The organism is Nocardia sp. FDAARGOS_372 (assembly GCF_002554515.1).
Taxonomy (GTDB): domain Bacteria; phylum Actinomycetota; class Actinomycetes; order Mycobacteriales; family Mycobacteriaceae; genus Nocardia; species Nocardia farcinica.
In genome coordinates this window covers 3,327,834-3,349,532 of record NZ_PDDW01000001.1, presented here as the reverse complement: position 1 = coordinate 3,349,532, position 21,699 = coordinate 3,327,834, and the positions used below count along the sequence as shown (strand labels likewise).

The following is a 21,699-nucleotide window of genomic DNA, read 5'->3' as shown; positions in this document are numbered from 1 at the left end:
GTGACGGCTCAGCCGCGCGCGACCCGGCGGGCCGCGGCGACCAGCGGCCACTGCAACGGCAGCCGCACCAGGCTGCCGATCTTCAATGCCCGCGGCGCCTTCTCGTTGCCGAGCACGTCCACGGCCATCTGCACGTTGGCCGGGAACACGGCCACGAACAGCATCGCGGCCAGCCTGCCGCCGAGCCGGCGGGTCCGCGGCACCGCGAGGGCGGCGGCCACGCCGAGTTCGGCGACCCCGGAGGCGTAGGTGTAGTCGCGGGCGCGCCCGGGCAGGGCGCGCGGCACGATCGCGTCGAAGAAGCCCGGCCGGACGAAATGCATGACGCCCGCCCCGAAGAGGATCGCCGCCAGGGTGAGCGCGGGCCCGCGGCCGTCGCCGGACGGAATCGAATGGTCTGTCATGAGCAGTCACCTTCCCATTCACCCGGTGTTCGCGTCGAGTCCCTTCCCCCTCGGCCCGACCCGGTAGGCTCCGGTCGTGTGCCGGAGGGAGAACAGTGCCGTGGACGACGGTGCGTGGCGCCGATGACCGCGGGTGAGTGCCATGCTGGGTGATTTCGTGGACCGCAGCCGGGCCGGCCTCACCAGCCGCCCCGACTTCACGCTGGTGGGCGTGCTGCGTATCCCGGAAGGTGCGGTGAGCCCGTGGGTTTCGCTGACCAGGCGGATCATCGCCGCCGTCCTGCTGCTGTTCGGCGCGGCCCTGGTGGTCTACATCGGCCGCGACGGCTACCGGGACAACACCGGCGACGAGTTGTCGTTCCTCGACGCCTTCTACTACGCCACGGTCTCGCTGTCGACGACCGGTTACGGCGACATCACCCCGGCCTCGCCGCAGGCGCGACTGGTGAACATCATCGTCATCACCCCGCTGCGGATTCTGTTCCTCATCGTGCTCGTCGGTACCACCATCAGCGTGCTCACCGAGCGGTCCCGGCAGGCGTTCAAGATTCAGCGTTGGAGGCGCAGCGTGCGTAATCACACGGTGGTCGTCGGCTACGGCACCAAGGGCCGCACCGCGATCGATGCCATGGTCGGCGACGGCGTGCAGCCCGCCGACATCGTGGTCGTCGACACCGACCCGATCGCGTTGGAGGCCGCCGCCAACGCGGGCCTGGTGACGGTGCACGGCTCGGCCACCCAATCCGACGTGCTGCGGCTGGCCAGCGTGCAGAACGCGGCCTCGGTGATCGTGGCCGCCAACCGCGACGACACCGCGGTGCTGGTCACCCTGACCGCGCGGGAGCTGAACAAGACCGCCAAGATCGTCGTCGCCATCCGCGAGGCGGAGAACATCCACCTGCTGCGCCAGTCCGGCGCCGACTCGGTGGTGGTGTCCTCCGAGACCGCGGGCCGGTTGCTCGGCATCGCCACCACCACCCCGACGGTGGTGGAGATGATGGAGGATCTGCTCACGCCGGAGGCCGGTTTCGCCGTCGCCGAGCGCGAGGTGGAACCGAGCGAGGTCGGCGGCTCGCCCCGGCACCTGCGTGACATCGTGCTCGGCGTGGTGCGCGGTGGCGAACTGATCCGCGTCGGTGAGCCCGAGGTCGACGCCATCGAGGCCGGCGACAAGCTGCTCTACATCCGCCGCGCGGGCAAATGACACACGCCGGGGCGTTCGTCTCCGGACGGAAGTAGTCTCTAGGCGTGTCGTTCCAACTCAACGGTGTGCCCGTGCTGTCGCGTTTCGCCGGGGATCGGGCGGAGACGCTGCGCTCCGACGAACGCGCGCTGAAGGAGGGCTGGGCCGAAGCGCTGCTGCTGCGGGTGGACAAGCGCGGGCGGGTCCGGTTCGCCGACGGGGCGCTCGTCCTCGATCCGGCGGTCGAATTCGCGGCCGAGCCGCACCCCGCCGCGGTGTTCCTCGGCGTCACCGAGGGCAGGCACCTGTGGGCGGTGCGCGCCGACGAGCTGTCCGGCCCGCTGACCGATCTGCGGGTCGCGGCGCTGGAACTCGACGACTTCACCGCGGGCGTGCTCGCGACCGCGCTCGCCCTGCTGAACTGGCACGACAAGGCGGCCTACAGCGCGCACGACGGCACCGTCACGACGGTGTCGCGGGGCGGCTGGTCGCGGTTGACCGAAGCCGGGCAGGAGGAATTCCCGCGCATCGATCCGGCGGTGATCTGCCTGATCCACGACGGCGGTGACCGGGTGTTGCTCGGGCGCCAGGCCGTCTGGCCCGCGGGCATGTTCTCGCTGCTGGCCGGGTTCGTGGAGGTCGGCGAGTCGCTGGAACGCTGCGTCGAGCGCGAGGTGCGCGAGGAGGTCGGCATCGATGTGCGCGACATCCACTACCTGGGCAGCCAGCCGTGGCCGTTCCCGCGCTCGCTGATGCTCGGATTCGCCGCGGTGGGCGACCCGGAGCAGGAGCTGGTGTTCTCCGACGGGGAGATCGCCGAGGCGCACTGGTTCACCCGCGCCGAGGTGCGCGAGGCGCTCGAGCTGGGGGACTGGAGCGCGAAACGGGAGGGCGCGCGGCTGCTGCTGCCCGGCTCGATCTCCATCGCCCGCACCATCGTCGAATCCTGGGCGGCGCTGGACTGAGCCGCCCGCGGTGGACGGCCGCCGACACGGCCGATCCCGCGCGGCGCGGCGCGGGATCGGTCGAGGTGGCTCCGATGGGTCAGCCGAGGGCGGCGAGCTTCTCCTTCACCGCGGCCAGCGAGGGATTGGTCGCGGTCGAACCGTCGGCGAACTTCACGGTCGGCACCACGTGGTTGCCGTTGTTCACGCTGCCGACGAATTCGGCCGAGGCCGGATCCTGCTCGATATCGATCTCCACATAGCTGATGCCCGACTCCTCCAGCTGCTTCTTGAGCCTGCGGCAGTAGCCGCACCAGGTGGTGGAGTACATCGTCACGGCGGGGTTCACATCGGTCACAGCCGATACAACGCGCTGTGGTCCGGTCCTGTTCCACATCCCGCCGCCCCGGTGGTGTCGGGGCGGACTGCCATGATGGTGACCGTGCCCGCCCTCGATCTCGCCGCCCTGGACCCCGAGCAGGCCGCCGCGGTCCGCGCACCGCGCGGGCCGGTGTGTGTGCTGGCCGGCGCGGGTACCGGCAAGACCAGGACCATCACCTACCGCATCGCGCACCTGGTCGAGGCAGGCCACGTGAAGGCCGATCAGGTGCTGGCGGTCACCTTCACCGCACGGGCGGCGGGGGAGTTGCGGGGCAGGCTGCGCGCGCTCGGCCTGGGCGGCGCCGCCAACCAGGTGCAGGCGCGCACCTTCCACGCCGCCGCGTTGCGTCAGCTCAAGTACTTCTGGCCGCAGGTCGTCGGCGAGGTGCCGTGGCGGCTGCTCGAGGCCAAGTTCCCGGTGGTCGCCCAGGCCGCGCACCGCGTCGGCCTGTCCACGGCCACCGAGAGCGTGCGCGATCTGCTCACCGAGATCGAGTGGGCGAAGTCCTCCCTCGTCGCCCCCGAGGACTATCCGGCCGCGGCCGCCGCCCACCACCGCGACATCCCCTACGACGCCGGGCGCATCGCCGCGGTCTACACCGCCTACGAATCGCTGAAGACCACACCCGAGGGCCTGCTGCTCGACTTCGACGACCTGCTCCTGCACACCGCCGCGGCGCTGGAGGACTTCCCCGCCGTCGCCGACGAATTCCGCGGTCGGTACCGCAGTTTCGTCGTCGACGAATACCAGGACGTCACCCCGCTGCAACAGCGGGTACTCGACGCCTGGCTGGGCGAGCGCGACGACCTCACCGTCGTCGGCGACGCGAACCAGACGATCTACTCCTTCACCGGCGCCACCCCGTCCTACCTGCTCGACTTCTCCCGCCGCTTCCCGGACGCCACGGTGGTGCGGCTCGAGCGCGACTATCGCTCCACCCCGCAGGTGGTCTCGCTGGCCAACCGCGTCATCGGCGCGGCCCGCGGCCGCATCGCCGGTACCCGGCTGCAACTGGTCGGCCAGCGCCCCGACGGGCCGGAACCGGAGTTCGCCGAATACGACGACGCCCCCGCCGAGGCCGCCGCGGTCGCCGCGAAGATCGAGCGGCTCGTCGCGGCGGGCACCCCGCCCGCGGAGATCGCGGTGCTGTACCGGATCAACGCGCAGTCGGAGGCCTACGAACAGGCACTGACCGAACGCGGCATCCCGTTCCAGGTGCGCGGCGGCGAAGGCTTCTACCAGCGTGCCGAGGTGCGGCAGGCGCTCGGGGCGCTGCGGCAGGCCGCGTCTCGCGACGATCTGCCCGACGAGGCGCGCACGGGTGCGGCCCTGGTGCGGTTGGTGCGCGCGGCACTGGCCCCGGTCGGGCTCACCGCCACCGAACCGGCGGGCGCGCAGGCCAGGGAGCGCTGGGCATCGCTGACGGCCCTGGTGACCCTCACCGAGGAACTGGTCGCCCACGACGCGGCGCTCGACCTGACCGGCCTGCTCCGTGAGCTGGCCGCCCGCGCCGAGGCCAGGCATCCACCGACGGTGCAGGGTGTCACGCTGGCCTCGCTGCACGCCGCCAAGGGCCTGGAATGGGATGCGGTGTTCCTGGTCGGTCTCACCGACGGCACGCTGCCGATCGCGCACGTGCTCGCCGACGACGGCTCGGTCGCCGATGTCGCCGCCCTCGAGGAGGAGCGCAGGCTGCTCTACGTCGGTGTCACGCGGGCGCGGGAGTACCTGCGGCTGTCCTGGTCGCTGTCCCGCACCGAGGGCGGCCGACGCTCGCGCAGGCGGTCGCGCTTCCTCAACGGCCTGGTCCCGGACGACTCGCCCGCCTCGCGCGTGGCCGCGCCCGCCATGCGGCCCTCCGAGGTGAACCGCCCGCGCTGCCGCGTGTGCGCGAAGCCGCTGATCGGCACCTACGCGACCATGCTCGGCCGGTGCCGCCGCTGCCCGGCCGAGGTGGACGCGGACCTGCTGGCCGCGCTGCGGGAATGGCGCGCCGAGAAGGCCGGCGAACTGGGGGTGCGGGAGTTCGTCGTGTTCACCGACACCACCCTCACCGCGATCGCCGAGCAACTGCCCGCCGACGACCGGGCACTGGCCGGTATCGCGGGCATCGGCGCGAAGAAGATCGTCGACTACGGAGCCGAGGTACTGGCGATCGTGGCGTCGCGAGTACGGTCGGGATCACAAAACCGCAGGTAGAAAATAGGTTGTCGGTTTCGCGGACAACGCATATGGTGGTTTCACGCACCGGGAGGGTATTCCGGCGCGCCAGTTTCGACACCTGATCCACGATCGGCGACCAGTACGGAAGGGAGGCTCGACGATGAACGGCATCACCGAATTCGCTGTCAATGGCGTTGCGGTGTACAGCCCTGTCGCGGCCTCCCCGCGCTTTGTCGCGCACCGTTTCGGCGCGCAGCAGGGGACCGGTCTGTCCGAGATGCACGCGTTCGGCGTGATCGCTGTGGACAAGCCCGCCGCAGGCTGGCGACCGGCCGTTGCCGAGGCAGCAGCCGGTGTCGCCGCACCCATTTCGGCACGCCTGCGCAATGCCGACCATCCCGCGTCCGTGATCAGGAGTCGACACAGATGTCGACATAGGTAGGGGAACGCCCCGACCTCCCGGCCACGGATCGCACGACGCGAAACCGTGGCCATTTTTCTGTTTCGGCCCTTCAGCCGGCAGGCACCGGTTTCGCCCGACGAGAACGACCGCTGCAAACGAGCTGAAGGAGAACGACGTGTTCACCGCAGAGCGAATGACCTCCGCCACTGCTGACGTGACATGCCGAACCGTGGCCGGGAAGACCCCCGCCCGTGACATCGCGACGGTGCTGCCGTGCCGTGTCGAGGACCCCGACCTGTGGTTCGCCGAGAGCCCGGTCCAGTTGGAGCAGGCCAAGGCGCTGTGCGCGTCCTGTCCCATCCGCAAGGGCTGCCTGAGCGCGGCCATCGACCGGCGTGAGCCGTGGGGTGTCTGGGGCGGCGAGATCTTCGACCAGGGCGTCGTGATCGCGCGCAAGCGCCCCCGGGGCAGGCCCCGCAAGGTGGCGGTCCCGGCGTGAGGCCGGGCATGTCGCCCCTCCCTCCGTGCACTGCGGCCCGGCCGTCCACCCCGGACCGCCCGGCCCAGCTACGCGAAAGCAGACGAGCCGCTCACCCCTGTTTCCCGGTGAGCGGCTCGACTGCGTGCTCGAAACCTCAGCTGGCCGAGCGGTGTTCGCGCAGGCCCGGCAGCCAGGTGTAGGCCAGCTGCATGAACGGGATCTCGGCGTCGAGCTGGGCCAGGATGCCGACGGAGCCGCCGAGGACACGGAAGATCATCACGTAATCTGCGGGAAGTTGCAGTGCGCGAGCCGTTTTCATCTCCGCACTGGAGAAGTCGGTGGCCTTGCCCGCGACCCGCTGCATCCACCGGCGGGTGAAATGGAACGAGTCGGTGCGGATCGGGTCGGAGAACGGGCGCAGATAGTCGGCGATCTCCTGCTCGGTGACGGTGCGGCCCGGGCTCACCCAGCCGTTCTCCTTCATCAACCGGGTCAGCCCGTCGTAGTCCTCCTCGACGGCCATCGCCAGCATCTGCCCGAGCACCTCGGGAAAGCCGTTCGGCAGCGGTGCGCAGGCACCGAAATCGATGACGGCCAGCTTGTCGTCGGGCAGCATCATGAAGTTGCCGGGATGCGGGTCGGCGTGCAGCAGGCCGACCGCCTCGGGCGCGGAGAAGTGGAAACGCCCCATCAGCAGCGCGACCCGGTTCCGCAGGTCTCTGGTGCCGGCCGGATCGGCCTGGCCCGCCTTGATGATCGCCGACACCGGTGTGCCGTCGAGCCATTCGCTGACGATCACCTTCGGGGCGCTGGCCACGACCTTCGGGATCACGATCTCGGGGTGCCCGTCGTAGGCCTTGGCGAAGGCGCGCTGATTGGCGGCCTCGTTGCGGTAGTCGAGTTCTTCCTCGGTGCGCTCGGTGATCTCGGCGAGGATCGGCTTGACGTCCGCGCCGGGGATCACCGAGGAGATCAGGCCGGTCATCCGCGACAGCGTCTTCAGATCGGCGCGCAACGCGTCGTCGGCACCCGGATACTGCACCTTCACGGCGACGGTGCGGCCGTCCGACCACACCGCCTTGTGCACCTGCCCGATACTCGCGGACGCGGCGGGCGTGTCGTCGAAGGAGCGGAACCGCTGCCGCCACTGCGTGCCCAGCTGCTGATCCAGCACCCGGTGCACGGTCGCGGCGGGCATCGGCGGCGCGGCGGCCTGTAACTTGGTCAACGCGTCGCGGTAGTGCTCACCGAATTCCTCGGGCACCGCAGCTTCCATCACGCTCAGCGCCTGGCCGAACTTCATCGCACCGCCCTTGAGCTCACCGAGCACGGTGAACAGCTGCTCGGCGGCCTTCTGGTTGAGCTGAGCGTTGATCTCGGTCCGATCGCCACCGGCCAGCCTCCGGCCGAAGCCGACGGCGGCTCGTCCGGCGATACCGAGCGGAATCTTGGCTAACTTGGCGTTTCGGGACGAGCCACGGCGCGCGATCTCTGACACCACCCCATCATGGCGGACGCACCCCCGGCTCTGCCACGACAATCCGGAGTTTTTCCCGGCACACGGGGCTGTCCGTTCGGTCACGTCGGCCACGTCACACCATCGCGCGATCCCTCGGACCAGATGCCCGACCAGCGCCTCGCGCAAGAAGCGAAACGCGAATCCGCCGCCAACACCCGGGCGGAGGGATTGCCGGCGCGGGGCGCCCCGCTCACGTCGCCGCCAGTAGCCGCAACCGGCGGCAGCCGCAGCGTGGGTGCGGGTCCCACGGGCGGTGATGCAGCTGATAGGTGTCGAGGTCCAGTTCCAGGGTCGCGTCCAGGGTGGCGGGGGCGCGGCGGGCCGAGCCCTCCACGATCGCCTCCAGTTCGCCCAGCGCCAGCGCGGCCGTGGCGGCGACGGCCGCGGGGGAGGCGTGCCCGACCCGGTCGAGCAGCTGGGCCGCCAGGTGTGGCCAGTCCGGGTCGTAGTCCGCCTTGGTGAGGTCGGCGCAGCGCAGACAGCTGGTCGCGCCGGGCAGCACGAGCGGGCCGACGATGCCCTTGCCGTCGCGCACCCGCACGTGGATGTGCGGAACGCGATGGATCACCAGATCGGCGACCAGGCGGGGATCGACGACGACGGTGTCGGTGAGCACCACCAGATCGGCGTGCGTTCCGCCCGCCGGTTTCTCGGGCCGGTAGCCGCGGGAGCGTGCCGCGCGCACACCGAGGCCGCGCAGGCCGGCGGTGACGGCGTCGGAAAGCGGTCCGAGGCCGTGCACACGCACGATTCGGACGTCACGGGGCCGCTCGCGCGGCGCGCGCAACAGCCCGGCGGCATCGATCTCGTCGAGCAGGGCACCGGCGCGCTCGGCGGCGATGCCGCCGCGCTCGGCCTCCCACAGGATTTCGGGCCGGGTCCGCAATCCGTCCAGCAATCGCAGGAAGCCGAGTACGGCGGCGGTGTCGAGCCCGGGCGGGTCGAGCAGCAGCGCGCGCTCGGGATCCCACCCGAGTTGCACCACACCGGAGGGGCGCACCAGCACCGTCACGCGCGGGTGCAGCATCGGGCCGAGCGGGCGGGTCGTCGTCAGCGTCATGCCCAGCAGTATGCGCAACGCCGATGCCGCGAACCGTTCCGAAAACCCTGGTTATCCACAGGGTTTCGGCTTGTGCACAGGACAGCGGATCAGGACTTGCCGGTGTCCTCGCCGGTCTCCGGAGAGTCGGCGCCGCCCTCGCGTTCGGCGCGTTCGCGCGCCTCGGTCTCGGCCAGCTGCGCGAGCGGATCGTCGAAGGCGGTCGCGCCGCCGCCGATCACCGAATCGATGAACCCGGCCGGGGAGTCGAGGTCGTCGGAGTCGGGCAGCAGGTCCGGATGCGCCCACACACCGTCGCGCTTCTCCACGCCCGCATCGGAGGTCAGCCTGCGCCACAGCTCCGCGGCCTCGCGCAACTTGCGCGGGCGCAACTCCAGGCCGACGAGCGTCGCGAAGGTCTGCTCGGCCGGTCCGCCGGTGGCGCGGCGCCTGCGCAGCGTCTCGGCCAGCGCGCCCGCCCCGGGCAGCCGGTCGCCCACGGCCTCGCCGACCACCACCTGCACCCAGCCCTCGATGAGCGCCAGCAGTGTCTCCAGCCGTTCCAGCGCCTGCTTCTGCTCCGGCGTGGTCTGCGGCTCGAAGGTGCCCTGCGCCAGCAGCTCCTCCAGCTTCGAGGGATCGGTCAGCGACATCGGATCGATGCTCTGGGCGGCCTCCTCCAACGCGGAGAAATCCATCTTGATGCCGCGCGCGTAGTCCTCCACCGCGCCGAGCACCTGCTGGCGCAGCCACGGCACGTGCGCGAACAGCCGCTGGTGGGCGGCCTCCCGCGCGGCCAGGAACACCAGGATCTCGCTCTCCGGCTGCTCGAGCCCGGCACTGAACTCCGAGATCGCCGACGGCAGCAGCGCCGCGGTGCCCGCGGGACCCAGCGGCAGGCCGATGTCGGTGGAGGTGAGCACCTCCTTGGCCAGCTGGCCGAGCGCCTGCCCCAGCTGCGAGCCGAACGCCAGCCCGCCCATCTGGCCGAGCATGCCCACCATCGGGGCGGCGAACTCGCGCGCCTCCGCCGGCAGCTGCGCGGTCCACATGGTCGAGACCTGCTCGGCGACCGGGTCGCAGAGACGCTTCCAGGTCGACAGCGTCTGCTCGATCCAGTCGACCGGCGTCCACGCCACGGTCTTCGCCGCACCCGCGGGCAGCGTGGTCGCGCCGTCGAGCCACAGCTCCGCCAGGTGCGCGGCGTCGGCGACCGCCTTCGCCGAGCCCTGCGACACCGGCCCGGTCGCGGAACCGAGCTGCTGGCGGGCCAGCCGCTTGGCCACGTCGTAGTTCACCGGCCCCGACTGCGCACCGCCCGGCGCCCCCATGCCGCTGAGCATCTGACCGAGGGAGGTCAGCATCTGACCCAGCTGCGCGGGATCGAAACCGGCGCCGCCGGGACCGCCGACGATGAAGCCGAACGGATTGTTCGCCCCGGGACCGATCGGTTCTTCGCCGCCGCGCTTGCGCGCGTCGTCGTCATCGTCGCGGTTCGAGAATCCGAACGGGTAGTCACTCATACTCCCAACGTTACGCGGGCCGCGGCGACGTGTGCGCTGGGACGGGCACGTATCCGGGGCCGTGCCGGGCCGTTACGCGGACAGCGAAACCTTTAGGGTGGGCGGGGTGAATCGTCGGATCCTCACGTTGCTGGCCGCCCTCGTCCCGGTGCTGGTGCTCGGTGTCCTCGGCACCGTGTTCACGGTGCCTTTCGTCGCGCTCGGGCCCGGGCCCACCTTCGACACCCTGGGCGAGTTCGACGGCAAGCAGGTCGTGGAGGTGAGCGGCGCCGAGCTGGACCCGACCACCGGACACCTGAACATGACCACCGTGTCGGTGCGCGACGGGCTCAACCTGTTCGAGGCGTTCGGCTTCTGGGCCAGCGGCAGGCACGGCATCGTCCCGCGGGCCGAGGTGTACCCGCCCGGAGTCCCGCGTGAGGAGATCGACCGCTCCAACGAGCAGGAGTTCAAGGACTCCGAGGGCGCCGCCGAAGTCGCGGCGCTGCACTACCTGCGGCTGCCCACGGTCGTGCTGGTACGCCAGGTGGGCGAGGAGGGCCCGGCCAAGGACGTGCTGCGGCCCGGCGACGAGTTCGTGAGCATCAACGGGGCGCCGGTCACCTCGCCGCAGGACGTGGTGAACGCCGTCTCCTCGCAGCCCCCCGGCACGCCGCTGACCGTGGTGTTCCGCCGCGACGACGCCGAGCAGACCGCCACCGTCACGCTGGCCGCCCGCCCGGACGACGCGAGCAAGGGCTTCCTCGGCGTCACCCCGGGCGAGGGCGCCCGGCCGCCGATGGACGTGACCTTCAACCTGGCCGACATCGGCGGCCCCTCGGCCGGCCTGATGTTCAGCCTCGCGCTGATCGACAAACTCAGCCCCGGCGAACTCGGCGGCGGCAAGTTCATCGCGGGCACCGGCACCATCGAGCAGGACGGCAAGGTCGGCCCGATCGGCGGCATCCAGTACAAGATGATGGCCGCGCGCGAGGCGGGCGCGGAAGCCTTCCTGGTGCCCGCGGCCAACTGCAACGAGGCACGGCAGCGCATCCCGGACGGGCTGCGGCTGGTGAAGGTGGAGACCCTCGACGGCGCCGTGCAGTCGCTGGCCGCCCTCGGCAGTGGAGGGGAAGCGCCGACCTGCGGCTGACGCTGCGCTGCCGCCTCCGGCCGCTGACCGCTCAGGCTGTGTCGTTCGTCGCCTGAGCGGGCAGCCTGCGTGGTGACGCTGCGCTACCGCCTCCGGCCGCTGACCGCTCAGTCGAGTGTGTGGTGGAGTGCCTCGATGACGTTCGGCGCCAGGTTGGGGTAGGTGCGCAGCTCGAGGTCGCCGAAGTCGTCGGCGTCGTCGTCGGGACGCAGTTGCAGCAGCGACAGCGAGGTGCCCTCGCGCAACACCGCGGCGAACAGCCGCGCCTCCCGCCGCTGCGGATGCGCCTCGGCCGCGGCGCGGGCGGCGGCGTCGGCCGCGTCGTGGTCGGCCAGCAGCGGGGCCAGCGCGTCGTCGAGGGTGCTCTCCGCATCCGGCGGCAGCACCACGATCTCCTGCACCAGCACGCAGCCGCGCACCGCGGGCGGCCAGGTGGTCGTCGCCAGGAACTCGTCGAGGGCCATCGACCCGCCGGTGATGTCGGCGGGCAGCGGCTCCTGCGCGATCGGGGTCAGTTCGTTGCCCTGGTCGAGCTCGTCGAGCAGGTTCGGCTCGGCAGCCACCAGGTCGGCGGTGGGGACCAGCGCGAACATCTGCGGCGGTCGGCCCCAGCCCTCGGCGTCGGCGAACTCCGCCACCTCACGGACGGCACGGGACAGAACGAGTTCGGCGTGCAGATCTGCGGTCACCCGGCCATCCTTGCACTCCCGGCCGGCCGGCGGCCGCGGAGCCGCGCAACCGAGACGCCGACGTGCCGGTCGTGACCCGCACGACGTACCGATGTCCGTTTTTCCGTAGAGTGGGCGCGGACGGTCCGCAAGGACCTACCGCAACGTCGGACTGCGGTGTCCCCGCCGGTATCGGTGCGGGCGCCGCCGGACCTTGGAGAGTGGCATCGTGGGCATGCGGCCCCCATCCGGCTTACCTTCGCTGTCGCGACGCAGCCGCGTGCTGCTGGTGGCGGCTGTCGTCCTCGCGGCGTTGTTGTTGCTCGGCCCGCGGTTCACCGACGCCTACACCAACTGGCTGTGGTTCGGCGAGGTCGGTTTCCGCGAGGTCTTCCTCACCGTCGTGGTCACCCGGATCATCCTGTTCGCCGCGGTGGCGCTGTTCGTCGGCGCGACGGTGTGGCTGGCGCTGCTGCTGGCGTACCGGACCCGGCCGGTGTTCGTGCCGATGGCCGGGCCGAACGACCCGATCGCCCGCTACCGGACGACCGTGATGAGCAGGCTCAAGACCTTCGGCATCGGCATCCCGGTGCTGCTCGGCCTGCTGGCCGGCCTGGTCGCGCAGTCCAACTGGGTGACGGTGCAGCTATTCCTCAACGGCGGCGACTTCGGCGAGCAGGATCCGCAGTTCCACCTCGACGTCGGCTTCTACGCCTTCGACCTGCCGTTCTACCGGATGGTCCTGAACTGGATGTTCGTCGCCGTGGTGATCGCGTTCTTCGCCAGCCTGGTGACCCACTACATCTTCGGCGGGCTGCGGCTCAGCGGCCGCGAGGGCACGCTCACCCGGCCCGCCCGCATCCAGCTCGCGGTGATCGCCGGACTGTTCGTGCTGCTCAAGGCGGTCGCGTACTGGTTCGACCGCTACGACCTGCTCTCCAGCTCGCGCAAGGAGCCCACCTTCTACGGCGGCTCGTTCACCGACATCAACGCGGTGCTGCCCGCCAAGCTGATCCTGTTGGCGATCGCGGTGATCTGCGCGGTGGCCTTCTTCGCCGGTGTGGTGCTGCGCGATCTGCGCGTGCCCGCGATGGCCGCGGCGCTGCTGGTGCTGTCCTCGGTGCTGGTCGGCGCGGTGTATCCGCTGGTGGTCGAGCAGTTCTCGGTGCGCCCGAACGCCGCGGACAAGGAGTCGGAGTACATCGAGCGCAACATCGCCGCGACCCGGCAGGCGTTCGGCATCACCTCCGACAAGATCGAGTACAAGGACTACAAGGGCGAGAGCGACAAGAACCCGCTCGACGTCCCGGTCGACGCCGCCACCATCGGCAACGCCCGTCTGCTCGATCCGAACATCCTCTCGCCCACGTTCACCCAGCTGCGACAGCTGAAGAACTTCTACGGGTTCCCGGAGTCGCTCGACATCGACCGGTACAACCTCGACGGCAACCTGCAGGACTACATCGTCGCCGCCCGCGAGCTCTCGCCCGCGGCGCTGACCGGCAACCAGACCGACTGGATCAACAAGCACACCGTCTACACCCACGGCAACGGCTTCGTCGCCGCTCCGGCCAACCGGGTCAACAAGCCGCAGTCCGAGGACGTGGCCGCGGGTGGCTCGTCCGACAGCGGTTACCCGATCTTCCTGGTGAGCGACCTGTTCACGCCGAAGGACCGCCAGCGGATCCCGGTCGAGCAGCCGCGTATCTACTTCGGCGAGCTCATCTCCCAGTCCGACCCGGACTACGCGATCGTCGGCGGCGCCGACGGCCAGGCGCCGCGCGAATACGATTCCGACACCGCCCAGTACACCTACACCGGCAAGGGCGGCGTCCCGATCGGCAACTGGTTCAACCGCTTGGCCTTCGCCGCCAAGTACGCCGAGCGCAACATCCTGTTCTCCTCGGCGATCGGCGACGATTCGAAGATCATCTTCAACCGCAGCCCGCGCGAGCGCGTGCAGAAGGTGGCGCCGTGGCTGACCACCGACGGCAACGCCTACCCGGCGGTGGTCGACGAGCGCATCGTGTGGATCGTCGATGCCTACACCACTCTCGACAACTACCCGTACGCGCAGAAGACCTCGCTGGAGGGCGCGGTCGAGGACAGCATCGACAAGAAGACCGGCCGGTTGCTGCCCCGCAAGGAGGTCAGCTACATCCGCAACTCGGTGAAGGCGACCGTCGACGCCTACGACGGCACCGTCACCCTCTACGAGGTCGACTCCACCGATCCGGTGCTGAAGGCCTGGCGCGGGGTGTTCCCGGGCGCGGTGAAGCCGGAGAGCGAGATCAGCCCGGAACTGCGCGCGCACTTCCGCTACCCGGAGGACCTGTTCAAGGTCCAGCGCGAGATGCTGACCAAGTACCACGTGGACAACCCGCGTGAGTTCTTCACCAACAACGCGTTCTGGTCGGTGCCCAGCGATCCCACCATCGAGGGCGGCAGCTTCAACCAGCCGCCGTACTACGTGCTGCTGGGCGATCCGAAGACCAATCGACCGGTCTTCAACCTGACCAGCGCGATGGTCGGCTACAACCGCCAGTTCCTCTCGGCCTACATCTCGGTGCGTTCCGATCCCGACGACTACGGCAAGTTCACGATCCTGCGGCTGCCCACCGACACCCAGACCCAGGGTCCGCAGCAGACGCAGAACACGATGACGACGGCGCCGCAGGTCTCGCAGGAGAAGACGCTGCTGTCCAACTCGAACAAGATCAGATACGGCAACCTGCTGACCTTGCCGATAGCCGACGGCGGCATCCTCTACGTCGAGCCGTTCTACAACGAGCGCAACACCGGCCCGAACACCGCCACCTTCCCGCAGTTGCTGCGCGTGCTGGTGAGCTACCGCGACCAGGCCGGCAGCGTGAAGGTCGGCTATGCCTCGACATTGGCCGAGGCGCTGAACCAGGTGCTGCCCGGCGCGGGTTCGCTGGCGACGCCGTTCGGCGGTGATCCGGCGACCCGGCCGCAACCGGGCACCGCGCCGCCGGTGGTCGACAGCACGCAGCCGCCCGCCGACGGCGGCACACCGCAACCGCAGACCACGCCGCCGCCCACCGGTTCGGCGGCCAAGGACGCGGCCGCCGCGGAACTCGACCGCAAGATCGAGGCCGTGCGCAACGCCATGCGCAGCGGCAACTTCCAGGACTTCGGCAAGGCACTGGAAGAACTCGAGGCCGCGGTCAAGACCTACCAGGACGCGGGCAGGTAGGTCGGTAGACGCAGACGGCGCCGTCGTCCCTCGGGACGGCGGCGCCGTTGTCGTCGGTGCGACCGATGCGTCAGCGACCCAGCGAGTCGATGAGCACGCTGTGCTGCTCGAGCAGCTGCTGGTACTGGCCCTCGACGCCGTACTGGCGGGCCAGATCGGCGCCGGCGCTCTTGACCTGCTCGAAGACCTCGCGGCTGTTCTCGGGAGCCGGGATCGGCAGGGCGGGCTCCGGCTGCGCCTCGGGCTCGGGGGCGGGCTCGGGCGCGACGTCGGCGGAGGTGCCCGCGGTCAGGTACTGACCGCACACCGGCCAGGCGCCGACACCCTGGGTCTGCAGGACGTTCTCGGCGACCCGGATCTGCTCTTCCTTGCTGGCCTGGTGGGCGTAACCGGTGCCGCCGTTGGCGACCCAGGTGCTGTGCGAGAACTGCAGGCCGCCGTAGTAGCCGTTGCCGGTGTTGATGCCCCAGTTGCCGCCGCTCTCACACTGCGCGACGCCGTCCCAGTTGTGGGTGGCGGCCGAGGCGGTGGCGGTGGACAGTCCGAACGGGATGGCAACGAGGGCGCCCGTGGCAGCCACGAAGCCGAGGGCGCGAGTGCTGATCTTCCGGTTCTGCGTCATGGTTGTGGATCCCTCCCCGCGCCCGCCTGCCCGGCAGGTGTTCGCCGGTCCCTGCCCCCGGGTCGTCGGGGATCCTCGGACCGCGGGGCAGGGTGTCGGCGTTCGACGATCCGAGTTCGTGCCCGTCTCGGTTGATCCGGGCCGCTGCACGACGGTAACGAAGCAATCTCGATAGATCACATCTTGATAACTGCGATAATTGTCTGAAACGAATGGCCGGGTAATTGCTGTTCGGGCAGGTGAATGCATGGAATCGGAGAACATGCGCGATCTTGTTATCTGCCCGTTATGTGCAGGAGATCACTCCGAAATGGTGACACCGGTCACGTTTATTCCGCCCTTCTCGGACTCCGGGGGTGGCCGGGGGCAGCTCTGGGCCGGGGTGAAATGGCTGTTCTGTCCGGGTCGAGCGGCGGTGCCGCGAAGGCGACCTGCTGATTCGCCCCGATCCGGCGCCTCCGGGTGCCGCCCCGCGCGCGGCCGCTCGTCGCCTCCCCGCGCCGCTCGGTCAGCGATTTGCCTTCTGTGCGTATCCGTGTGTAATGTGGTGTTCACCGACGCGGGGTGGAGCAGCTCGGTAGCTCGCTGGGCTCATAACCCAGAGGTCGCAGGTTCAAATCCTGTCCCCGCTACTACGAAAGGCCCGGAACTCAGGTTCCGGGCCTTTTCGCTGTCCTGCCGCGGTGTCTCACCCGCGGTGTCTTACCCGCAGGGTCGTACCCGCGAGGTCCTACCGCGCAGGCCGCACGTGGTCGCGCAGCGCCTCGGCGACCTGCCGCGGGTCCTGCAACTGGAGTCCGTGGCCGACGCCGGACAACCGGTGCACCCGCGCCCCCGCGGCCCGGTCGGTCACGTAGGCGATGTCCGCGTCGCCGACCAGCCCGCCCGCGGCCGGGTCGGCGGCGAGCAGCACGACCGGGCAGGTCACCGCGCGCAGCAGGGCGTCGTCGAGGCGGTGGTAGGTGTCGTCGAACCGGTCGAGGACGGCGTCGAGGAAGTCGCCGTCGTGGTGCCGCAGACTCGCGACCATCTCCCGGACGTAGGGGTGCTCGCGGCCGAACACGTCCTCGATGGACGGACTGCCCGGTCCGGCGATCTCCAGCGCGAGGAACCCGGCGAGGGTGTGCGCCTGGGGCCGCGCGGCGCCGGTGAGCGCGCGCCACGCCCGATTCATCGGCGCGGTGGCGCGATGGTGTGCGCGCATCCGCTCGCGATCGAACGGGGCGTCGCCGATGACCAGCCCGGCCACCCGGTCGGGATGGTCGGCGGCCAGCACGGCCGCGACGTGCGCGCCGTGCGAATGCCCGAAGACCACGCATCGCTCCCATCCCGCGTGGTCGAGCACCCGGTGCAGTGCCGCCGCGGACTCCTCCAGCCGGTAGTGGCCCGGGGTCGGCGCGGAGTCTCCGTGGCCGGGGAGATCCACCCGCAGCATGCGCGCATCGCGCTCGAGCAGTGGCGTCATGGGATCGAACCACTGCCGTCGCCCCGAGCCGCCGTGGACGAGCACCAGGGGTGTGCCGTCGCCGATGATGTCGTAGCGGATGCCGTCCACCGAATATGCCTGCACAGTCGAACCTCCCTCAGTCGAGACGAGGAAGCCAACGAGCGAGGCGCCGTCCCGGGTTCCCGGGTTCAGACCTCGCTGTCGAGGAAGATCTCCAGTCGGACGATCCGCGGTGCCTTCGGGGCGAATTCGATCATCGCGACCCCGCGTGCCGAGCCGATCTCCACCGACGTGGTCACCCACCGCCCGGCCGCGATCATCTTGTCCCAGCGGATGTTGCGGCAGCGGTTGGTGAACTCCTCCACCGTCACCCGCTGGTGGGCGGGCAGGGTGATGGTGGCGCGATCGCCGAGCAGTTCGCGCACGTGCGCGATGTCGGTGTCGGCCGCGGCGGCGAAGAGCCTGCTGGTCACCGACTTGCCCGCGCGGCCGACGCCGGTGAAGGCCTTGGCCATGCCCAACGCGCCGCCGATGCCCTGGTTGCGTACCAGCTGCGGGCCCAGTTTCGCGGCGGCGCCGAGGCCGGGCAGGCCGGTGCGCAGCAGTCGCAGCACCATGGTGGCGAGTTCCCAGTGCGCGGCCAGGCGGGCGATCCGCCACTGTCCGTCCGCGTCGATGAGGTCGTAGCGCAGGTGCATCGGAACCAGCACCGTCGCGCCGGTCGACATGGTGGTCTCGATGGCGAGATCGCGCACCACGGTCCGGCCGGCGATCAGGTCGCGCTCGACGTGGAAGACGATCGTGTTCGGTCCGATGAAGGTGTCGTAGAAACGCTCGATCGCGCGGGTGCCGATGTGCGGGTCGGCGCCGACCGGATCGTTGACCGCCGCGTCCGGCGTGAACAGCCGCACCCAGGCGGTCTTGTCGTGGGCCAGCACGGCGCGCGGCGAGGCCTGCACGGCGGCCAGCAGGTCGGCGGCGGTCGGCTCCGGCGGCATGGGGCTCCTCGGTGGTCGTCATCGCTCGCGGGGCTGTGGCCCGGCACCGCCCATGGTAGAACATGTTCTAATTTCAGTGCGACGAAGGACCACGATGGACTGGTACACCGGCAACACCGGCTACGACACCGTGCTCACGATCGGCTTCGCGTTCGCCGCGTTCGTGATCGTCGGCGGGCTGTTCGCGCAGAGCCCGTACGGCCGATTCGCGCCGGCCTCGCTCGGCTTCAATCTCTCCCCGAAGTTGGGCTGGTGGCTGATGGAGCTGCCCGCCACCGTCGTGTTCGCGGTGTTCTTTCTGACCGGTCCCGACCGATTCGAGCCCGTGCCGCTCGTCCTCGCCGGAATCTGGTTGCTGCACTACGCCAATCGGGGCTGGTTCTTCCCGCTGGCGATTCGTCAGGTGCCGGGCAAGCGCAGCACCTTCAACGTCTCGGTGCTGGCCGCGGGCATGTTCGTCACCAGCCTGCACGGCTACCTCAACGGCGCCTTCTTCAGCCACGACTACAAGCACCAGTACGGCACCGAGTGGTTGACCGATCCGCGCTTCCTGATCGGGCTCGCCGTCTACCTGTGCGGCTTCGCCCTGCTCGTGCGCTCCGAGTCGATCGTGCGCAACCTGCGCGACAAGCGCGACCCCGGCGCCGCCGAGTACCGCATCCCCTACGGCGGCGGGTTCCGGTTCGTCAGCAGCCCCGCCTATCTGGGTGAACTCGTCGCCTGGGCCGGTTTCGCCCTGCTGACATGGTCGCTGGCGGGCGTGGTCATCTTCTTGATCACCGCGGGCAACCTCGTCCCCCGCGCGTTCGCGACCCACCGCTGGTACCGGGAGAAGTTCGCCGACTATCCCCGGAACCGGAAAGCCCTGATCCCCTTCGTGATCTGACGACGCCGCTCGCCGGGTGAGCGGCGCCGCGGTGACGAGCCCGTGCTCGTCACCGCGGCGGCCGCACCGACCCGGGCCGGCCCCTCAGTTCCCCGCGGACTCCGGATGCAGATACACCGGCAACGTCTGGTGGCCGTTGGAGACGAAGCTGCCGACCGGTTTCAGGGTGGCGGGATCCTGGGCCAGGCGCAGCTCGGGGAAGCGGGTGAACAGCGCGGGCAGGGCGATGGCGGCCTCCAGGCGGGCCAGCGGAGCGCCGATGCAGTGGTGGGCGCCGTGGCCGAAGGAGACGTGGTCCTTCTTGGCCCGGTGGATGTCGAAGCGGTCGGCGGTCTCGCCGTGCACCTTCGGGTCGCGGCCGGCGGCGGCGTACGAGGCGAGGATGGCCTCGCCCTTGCCGATGGTGTGCTCGCCGATCTCGATGTCCTCGACGGCGTAGCGCAGCGGCAGGTGTGCCACCGGCGCCTCGTAGCGCAGCGCCTCCTCGATCACCTCCTCCCAGCTCACCCGGCCCGCGAGCACGTCGGCCCGCTGCTCGGGATGGGTGAGCAACGCGAAGATGGCCTGATCGAGCAGGTTCACCGTGGTCTCGTGGCCGGCGTTGATCACCAGCATGAGGGTGTCGACGAGTTCCTTCTCGGTGAGCCGTGAGCCGTCCTCGTCGCGGGTGGAGATCAGCACGCTGGTGACGTCCTCGCCCGGGTGCTCGGCCCGGTAGGCGACGAGTTCGCTGACCAGCCGGTACATCTCGGCGTAGTTGGCCTGGGCTTCCTCGGGGCCGAAGGAGGTGTCGAAGAAGCCGTCGACGCAGCGGCGCAGGCCGGGTCCGAGATGGTCGGGCACGCCCATCATCTCGGTGATCACCTGGATCGGCACCGGGTAGGCGAAACCCTCGCGCAGATCGGCGGGCGTGCCGGGCGGGGTCGCGGCCAGCGCGTCGAGCAGTTCGGTGGTGAGCTGTTCGATGCGCGGACGCAGCGCGGTGGTGCGGCGGTGGGTGAACGCCGGCGCGACGAGGTTGCGCAGCCTGCGGTGCTCGCGGCCGTAGGCGGTGAACATGTTGTCCACCGCCACCCACGGCAGCAGCGGCCATTCCTCGGTGATCTCGCCGTTGCGGAAGGCCGCCCAGTGCTGGCGCGGGTCCTTCGACACCCGGGGGTCGGCGAGCAGGCTCTTGAGCACCGCCGCGTCGGTCACCGACCAGGCGGGCACGCCGCCGGGCAGGGCCACCAGCGCGACGGGGCCACGGGCGCGGATGCGTGCGGACTCGCCCTGGATGTCGGCGCCGGTGAGGTCCAGCGCGATCGGTTCGAGTGTCGGGTCAGCCACGGGGGAACGCTCCTTGGTTCATGGGCAAACGAGGTGATTCCGGGAAGACGACCGGGAGCGCGGCCAGGGCGCGGTGGAACGGGCCCGGGCGCCAGGTCAATTCGGTGGTGGGCACCGCCAGCTTCAGTTCGGGCAGCGCGTCGAGCAGTTGATCGATCGCCTCCTGCACCACCAGGTAGGCGACCGACCTCGCGGGGCAGGCGTGCGGGCCCGCGCCCCACGCCAGGTGCGAGCGGTTGCCGGTGCGGTCCCCGCCGCGCACCGCGGGATCGGTGTTCGCCGCGGCCAGGCCGATCAGCACCGGCTGGTGGGCGGGCAACCAGGTGTTGTCGATGAGGATGGGCTGGCGCGGATAGCTGGTGCAGAAGTTGGAGATCGGCGGGTCGTTGAAGAGCACCTCGTCGAGCGCGTCGCGGGTGGACAGGGCGCCGCCGAGCATGCTGCCGCCGAACCGGTCGTCGGTGAGCATGAGCAGCAGGGTGTTGACGATCAGGTTGGTCTGCGGCTCGATGCCCGCGCCGTAGAAGCTGATCAGCTGGGAGAGCATCTCCTCGTCGTTCAACTCGGCCGGGTGGTGGGCCAGCCGCGAGGTGACGTCGTCACCGGGTTCGGCGCGGCGCAGGTGGATCAACTCCATCAGCGCTTCGCTGAGCGTCTGCATGCCCCACGCCGCGTTGACGGTGTCGAACAGGGCGGCCATCCCGGTGGCGACCCGCTGGCCGAGTTCGGTCGAGCAGCCGACCATCTGGTTGAGCACCTCGAACACCAGCGGAAAGGCGTACTGGGACACCAGATCCGCCGAGCCGGTGGTGCAGAACTCGTTGATCAGCGGCACCGCGATCCGCTCGACGGTGGTGTGCAGCGAGTGCAGGTCGATGCCGTCGATGGCGGCGGTATAGGCCTGGCGGTAGCGCAGGTGCGTCATACCGCTGTTGCGCAGGGCGTTCGGATACCACTCCATCATCGGCCGCACCGGGCAGTCGGCGGGGATGTCGCGCTGCCAGACGCGCGGATCCGCCGGAAAATGCTCGGGGTCGTTGAGGATTCGGACCGCGGTGTCGTAGCCGACGACGAGCGTGGCGGGCACGCCGGGGGAGAGTTCGATCGGGGCCAGCGAGCCGTAGTCGCGGCGCATCTCACGGTAGAAGCGGTGCGGGTCGGCGGCGAATTCGGGGGTGTACAGCGGGACGCGCGGGCCGTCGGTGTCGATGGGGGAGCCGTGGCGCACCGGGCAGCCCCCGGTGTCCTCGGCGACGGCGGCGAGCGACGGTGGGTTGGTCAAGGAGTCGTCTCCCAACGATCGAGCGGACTACGCGGTGGCCCCCCTGTTCGTGCCACCAGGAACTGCCCCGCGAACGG

General features: G+C 70.3%; 19 protein-coding genes and 1 tRNA gene. 9 read left to right on the top strand and 11 right to left on the bottom strand.

From position 1 onward, the window contains the following. Positions 1 to 8 precede the first annotated feature (8 nt). Positions 9 to 404 carry a hypothetical protein gene (locus CRM89_RS16120; protein WP_098084792.1) on the bottom strand — a complete coding sequence of 132 codons (396 nt, stop codon included), beginning with the start codon at positions 402 to 404 and terminating at the stop codon, positions 9 to 11. 142 nt (positions 405 to 546) lie between these two features. Between CRM89_RS16120 and CRM89_RS16115 the strand changes: the two genes are divergently transcribed. Together CRM89_RS16115 and nudC are read left to right on the top strand one after the other, a co-directional pair. Further along, on the top strand, positions 547 to 1,608 hold the full coding sequence (locus tag CRM89_RS16115) for a TrkA family potassium uptake protein (RefSeq protein ID WP_011211071.1): 1,062 nt from the start codon (positions 547 to 549) through the stop codon (positions 1,606 to 1,608). A gap of 44 nt (positions 1,609 to 1,652) precedes the next feature. Beyond that, positions 1,653 to 2,552 (top strand): NAD(+) diphosphatase, encoded by a 900-nt coding sequence (gene nudC, locus CRM89_RS16110; RefSeq protein ID WP_086846764.1) that lies wholly within the window; start codon positions 1,653 to 1,655, stop codon positions 2,550 to 2,552. 79 nt (positions 2,553 to 2,631) lie between these two features. Here the strand turns inward: nudC and CRM89_RS16105 are convergent, their stop codons facing one another. Next, the gene (locus CRM89_RS16105) at positions 2,632 to 2,862 is read right to left on the bottom strand and encodes a mycoredoxin (protein ID WP_041561313.1); all 231 of its coding nucleotides are present in this window, start codon (positions 2,860 to 2,862) and stop codon (positions 2,632 to 2,634) included. A 99-nt stretch (positions 2,863 to 2,961) separates the two neighbouring features. On the opposite strand from CRM89_RS16105, the gene CRM89_RS16100 reads away from it, so the two are divergent. From CRM89_RS16100 to CRM89_RS16095, 3 genes are all read left to right on the top strand, one after another. Further along, the gene (locus tag CRM89_RS16100; RefSeq protein ID WP_086846768.1) at positions 2,962 to 5,112 is read left to right on the top strand and encodes an ATP-dependent DNA helicase UvrD2; all 2,151 of its coding nucleotides are present in this window, start codon (positions 2,962 to 2,964) and stop codon (positions 5,110 to 5,112) included. A gap of 124 nt (positions 5,113 to 5,236) precedes the next feature. Next, positions 5,237 to 5,518, top strand: coding sequence for a hypothetical protein (locus tag CRM89_RS30455; protein ID WP_127516233.1), 282 nt, complete (start codon positions 5,237 to 5,239; stop codon positions 5,516 to 5,518). A 154-nt stretch (positions 5,519 to 5,672) separates the two neighbouring features. Continuing rightward, positions 5,673 to 5,978, top strand: coding sequence for a WhiB family transcriptional regulator (locus CRM89_RS16095; protein ID WP_011211067.1), 306 nt, complete (start codon positions 5,673 to 5,675; stop codon positions 5,976 to 5,978). Between the two features lie 136 nt (positions 5,979 to 6,114). Here CRM89_RS16095 and CRM89_RS16090 read toward each other — a convergent pair whose 3' ends face one another. The 3 genes from CRM89_RS16090 to CRM89_RS16080 form a co-directional block, all read right to left on the bottom strand. Continuing rightward, positions 6,115 to 7,461 carry an AarF/ABC1/UbiB kinase family protein gene (locus tag CRM89_RS16090; protein WP_098084789.1) on the bottom strand — a complete coding sequence of 449 codons (1,347 nt, stop codon included), beginning with the start codon at positions 7,459 to 7,461 and terminating at the stop codon, positions 6,115 to 6,117. 208 nt (positions 7,462 to 7,669) lie between these two features. Continuing rightward, positions 7,670 to 8,539, bottom strand: coding sequence for a TOMM precursor leader peptide-binding protein (locus tag CRM89_RS16085; RefSeq protein WP_060594640.1), 870 nt, complete (start codon positions 8,537 to 8,539; stop codon positions 7,670 to 7,672). Positions 8,540 to 8,628: 89 nt separating this feature from the next. Then, positions 8,629 to 10,041, bottom strand: coding sequence for a zinc-dependent metalloprotease (locus tag CRM89_RS16080; protein ID WP_060594641.1), 1,413 nt, complete (start codon positions 10,039 to 10,041; stop codon positions 8,629 to 8,631). Between the two features lie 106 nt (positions 10,042 to 10,147). On the opposite strand from CRM89_RS16080, the gene CRM89_RS16075 reads away from it, so the two are divergent. Beyond that, complete coding sequence (locus tag CRM89_RS16075) at positions 10,148 to 11,173, top strand: PDZ domain-containing protein (protein WP_098084787.1); 1,026 nt, start codon at positions 10,148 to 10,150, stop codon at positions 11,171 to 11,173. A gap of 107 nt (positions 11,174 to 11,280) precedes the next feature. On the opposite strand, the gene CRM89_RS16070 is transcribed toward CRM89_RS16075, so the two are convergent. Continuing rightward, on the bottom strand, positions 11,281 to 11,862 hold the full coding sequence (locus CRM89_RS16070) for a PPA1309 family protein (RefSeq protein ID WP_041560363.1): 582 nt from the start codon (positions 11,860 to 11,862) through the stop codon (positions 11,281 to 11,283). A 208-nt stretch (positions 11,863 to 12,070) separates the two neighbouring features. Here CRM89_RS16070 and CRM89_RS16065 point away from each other — a divergent pair, with 208 nt between their 5' ends. Continuing rightward, positions 12,071 to 15,058, top strand: coding sequence for a UPF0182 family protein (locus CRM89_RS16065; RefSeq protein ID WP_098084785.1), 2,988 nt, complete (start codon positions 12,071 to 12,073; stop codon positions 15,056 to 15,058). A 70-nt stretch (positions 15,059 to 15,128) separates the two neighbouring features. Here the strand turns inward: CRM89_RS16065 and CRM89_RS16060 are convergent, their stop codons facing one another. Continuing rightward, a complete protein-coding gene (locus CRM89_RS16060) occupies positions 15,129 to 15,680 on the bottom strand; it encodes a transglycosylase family protein (RefSeq protein ID WP_098084782.1) in 552 nt (183 codons plus the stop codon). A 558-nt stretch (positions 15,681 to 16,238) separates the two neighbouring features. Between CRM89_RS16060 and CRM89_RS16055 the strand changes: the two genes are divergently transcribed. Continuing rightward, positions 16,239 to 16,312: transfer RNA gene (locus CRM89_RS16055), tRNA-Met, on the top strand. A 98-nt stretch (positions 16,313 to 16,410) separates the two neighbouring features. Here CRM89_RS16055 and CRM89_RS16050 read toward each other — a convergent pair. Further along, positions 16,411 to 17,250 carry an alpha/beta fold hydrolase gene (locus tag CRM89_RS16050; protein WP_172964524.1) on the bottom strand — a complete coding sequence of 280 codons (840 nt, stop codon included), beginning with the start codon at positions 17,248 to 17,250 and terminating at the stop codon, positions 16,411 to 16,413. A gap of 65 nt (positions 17,251 to 17,315) precedes the next feature. Continuing rightward, the gene (locus CRM89_RS16045) at positions 17,316 to 18,125 is read right to left on the bottom strand and encodes a nuclear transport factor 2 family protein (RefSeq protein ID WP_098084777.1); all 810 of its coding nucleotides are present in this window, start codon (positions 18,123 to 18,125) and stop codon (positions 17,316 to 17,318) included. Between the two features lie 94 nt (positions 18,126 to 18,219). Between CRM89_RS16045 and CRM89_RS16040 the strand changes: the two genes are divergently transcribed. Continuing rightward, on the top strand, positions 18,220 to 19,011 hold the full coding sequence (locus CRM89_RS16040; RefSeq protein WP_060594646.1) for a methyltransferase: 792 nt from the start codon (positions 18,220 to 18,222) through the stop codon (positions 19,009 to 19,011). Between the two features lie 84 nt (positions 19,012 to 19,095). Here CRM89_RS16040 and CRM89_RS16035 read toward each other — a convergent pair whose 3' ends face one another. Beyond that, complete coding sequence (locus CRM89_RS16035) at positions 19,096 to 20,340, bottom strand: cytochrome P450 (protein ID WP_060594647.1); 1,245 nt, start codon at positions 20,338 to 20,340, stop codon at positions 19,096 to 19,098. Next, positions 20,333 to 21,622, bottom strand: coding sequence for a cytochrome P450 (locus CRM89_RS16030; protein ID WP_172456824.1), 1,290 nt, complete (start codon positions 21,620 to 21,622; stop codon positions 20,333 to 20,335). Before CRM89_RS16030 ends, CRM89_RS16035 begins: the two co-directional genes overlap by 8 nt. Positions 21,623 to 21,699: the final 77 nt, after the last annotated feature.

Bases quoted from the DNA above. Each gene is read 5' to 3' on its own strand.
- CRM89_RS16120 (WP_098084792.1), bottom strand. From the start codon at position 404: ATGACAGACCATTCGATTCCGTCCGGCGACGGCCGCGGGCCCGCGCTC.
- CRM89_RS16115 (WP_011211071.1), top strand. From the start codon at position 547: ATGCTGGGTGATTTCGTGGACCGCAGCCGGGCCGGCCTCACCAGCCGC.
- CRM89_RS16105 (WP_041561313.1), bottom strand. From the start codon at position 2,862: ATGTACTCCACCACCTGGTGCGGCTACTGCCGCAGGCTCAAGAAGCAG.
- CRM89_RS16100 (WP_086846768.1), top strand. From the start codon at position 2,962: ATGATGGTGACCGTGCCCGCCCTCGATCTCGCCGCCCTGGACCCCGAG.
- CRM89_RS30455 (WP_127516233.1), top strand. From the start codon at position 5,237: ATGAACGGCATCACCGAATTCGCTGTCAATGGCGTTGCGGTGTACAGC.
- CRM89_RS16095 (WP_011211067.1), top strand. From the start codon at position 5,673: ATGACCTCCGCCACTGCTGACGTGACATGCCGAACCGTGGCCGGGAAG.
- CRM89_RS16085 (WP_060594640.1), bottom strand. From the start codon at position 8,539: ATGACGCTGACGACGACCCGCCCGCTCGGCCCGATGCTGCACCCGCGC.
- CRM89_RS16080 (WP_060594641.1), bottom strand. From the start codon at position 10,041: ATGAGTGACTACCCGTTCGGATTCTCGAACCGCGACGATGACGACGAC.
- CRM89_RS16060 (WP_098084782.1), bottom strand. From the start codon at position 15,680: ATGACGCAGAACCGGAAGATCAGCACTCGCGCCCTCGGCTTCGTGGCT.
- CRM89_RS16045 (WP_098084777.1), bottom strand. From the start codon at position 18,125: ATGCCGCCGGAGCCGACCGCCGCCGACCTGCTGGCCGCCGTGCAGGCC.
- CRM89_RS16040 (WP_060594646.1), top strand. From the start codon at position 18,220: ATGGACTGGTACACCGGCAACACCGGCTACGACACCGTGCTCACGATC.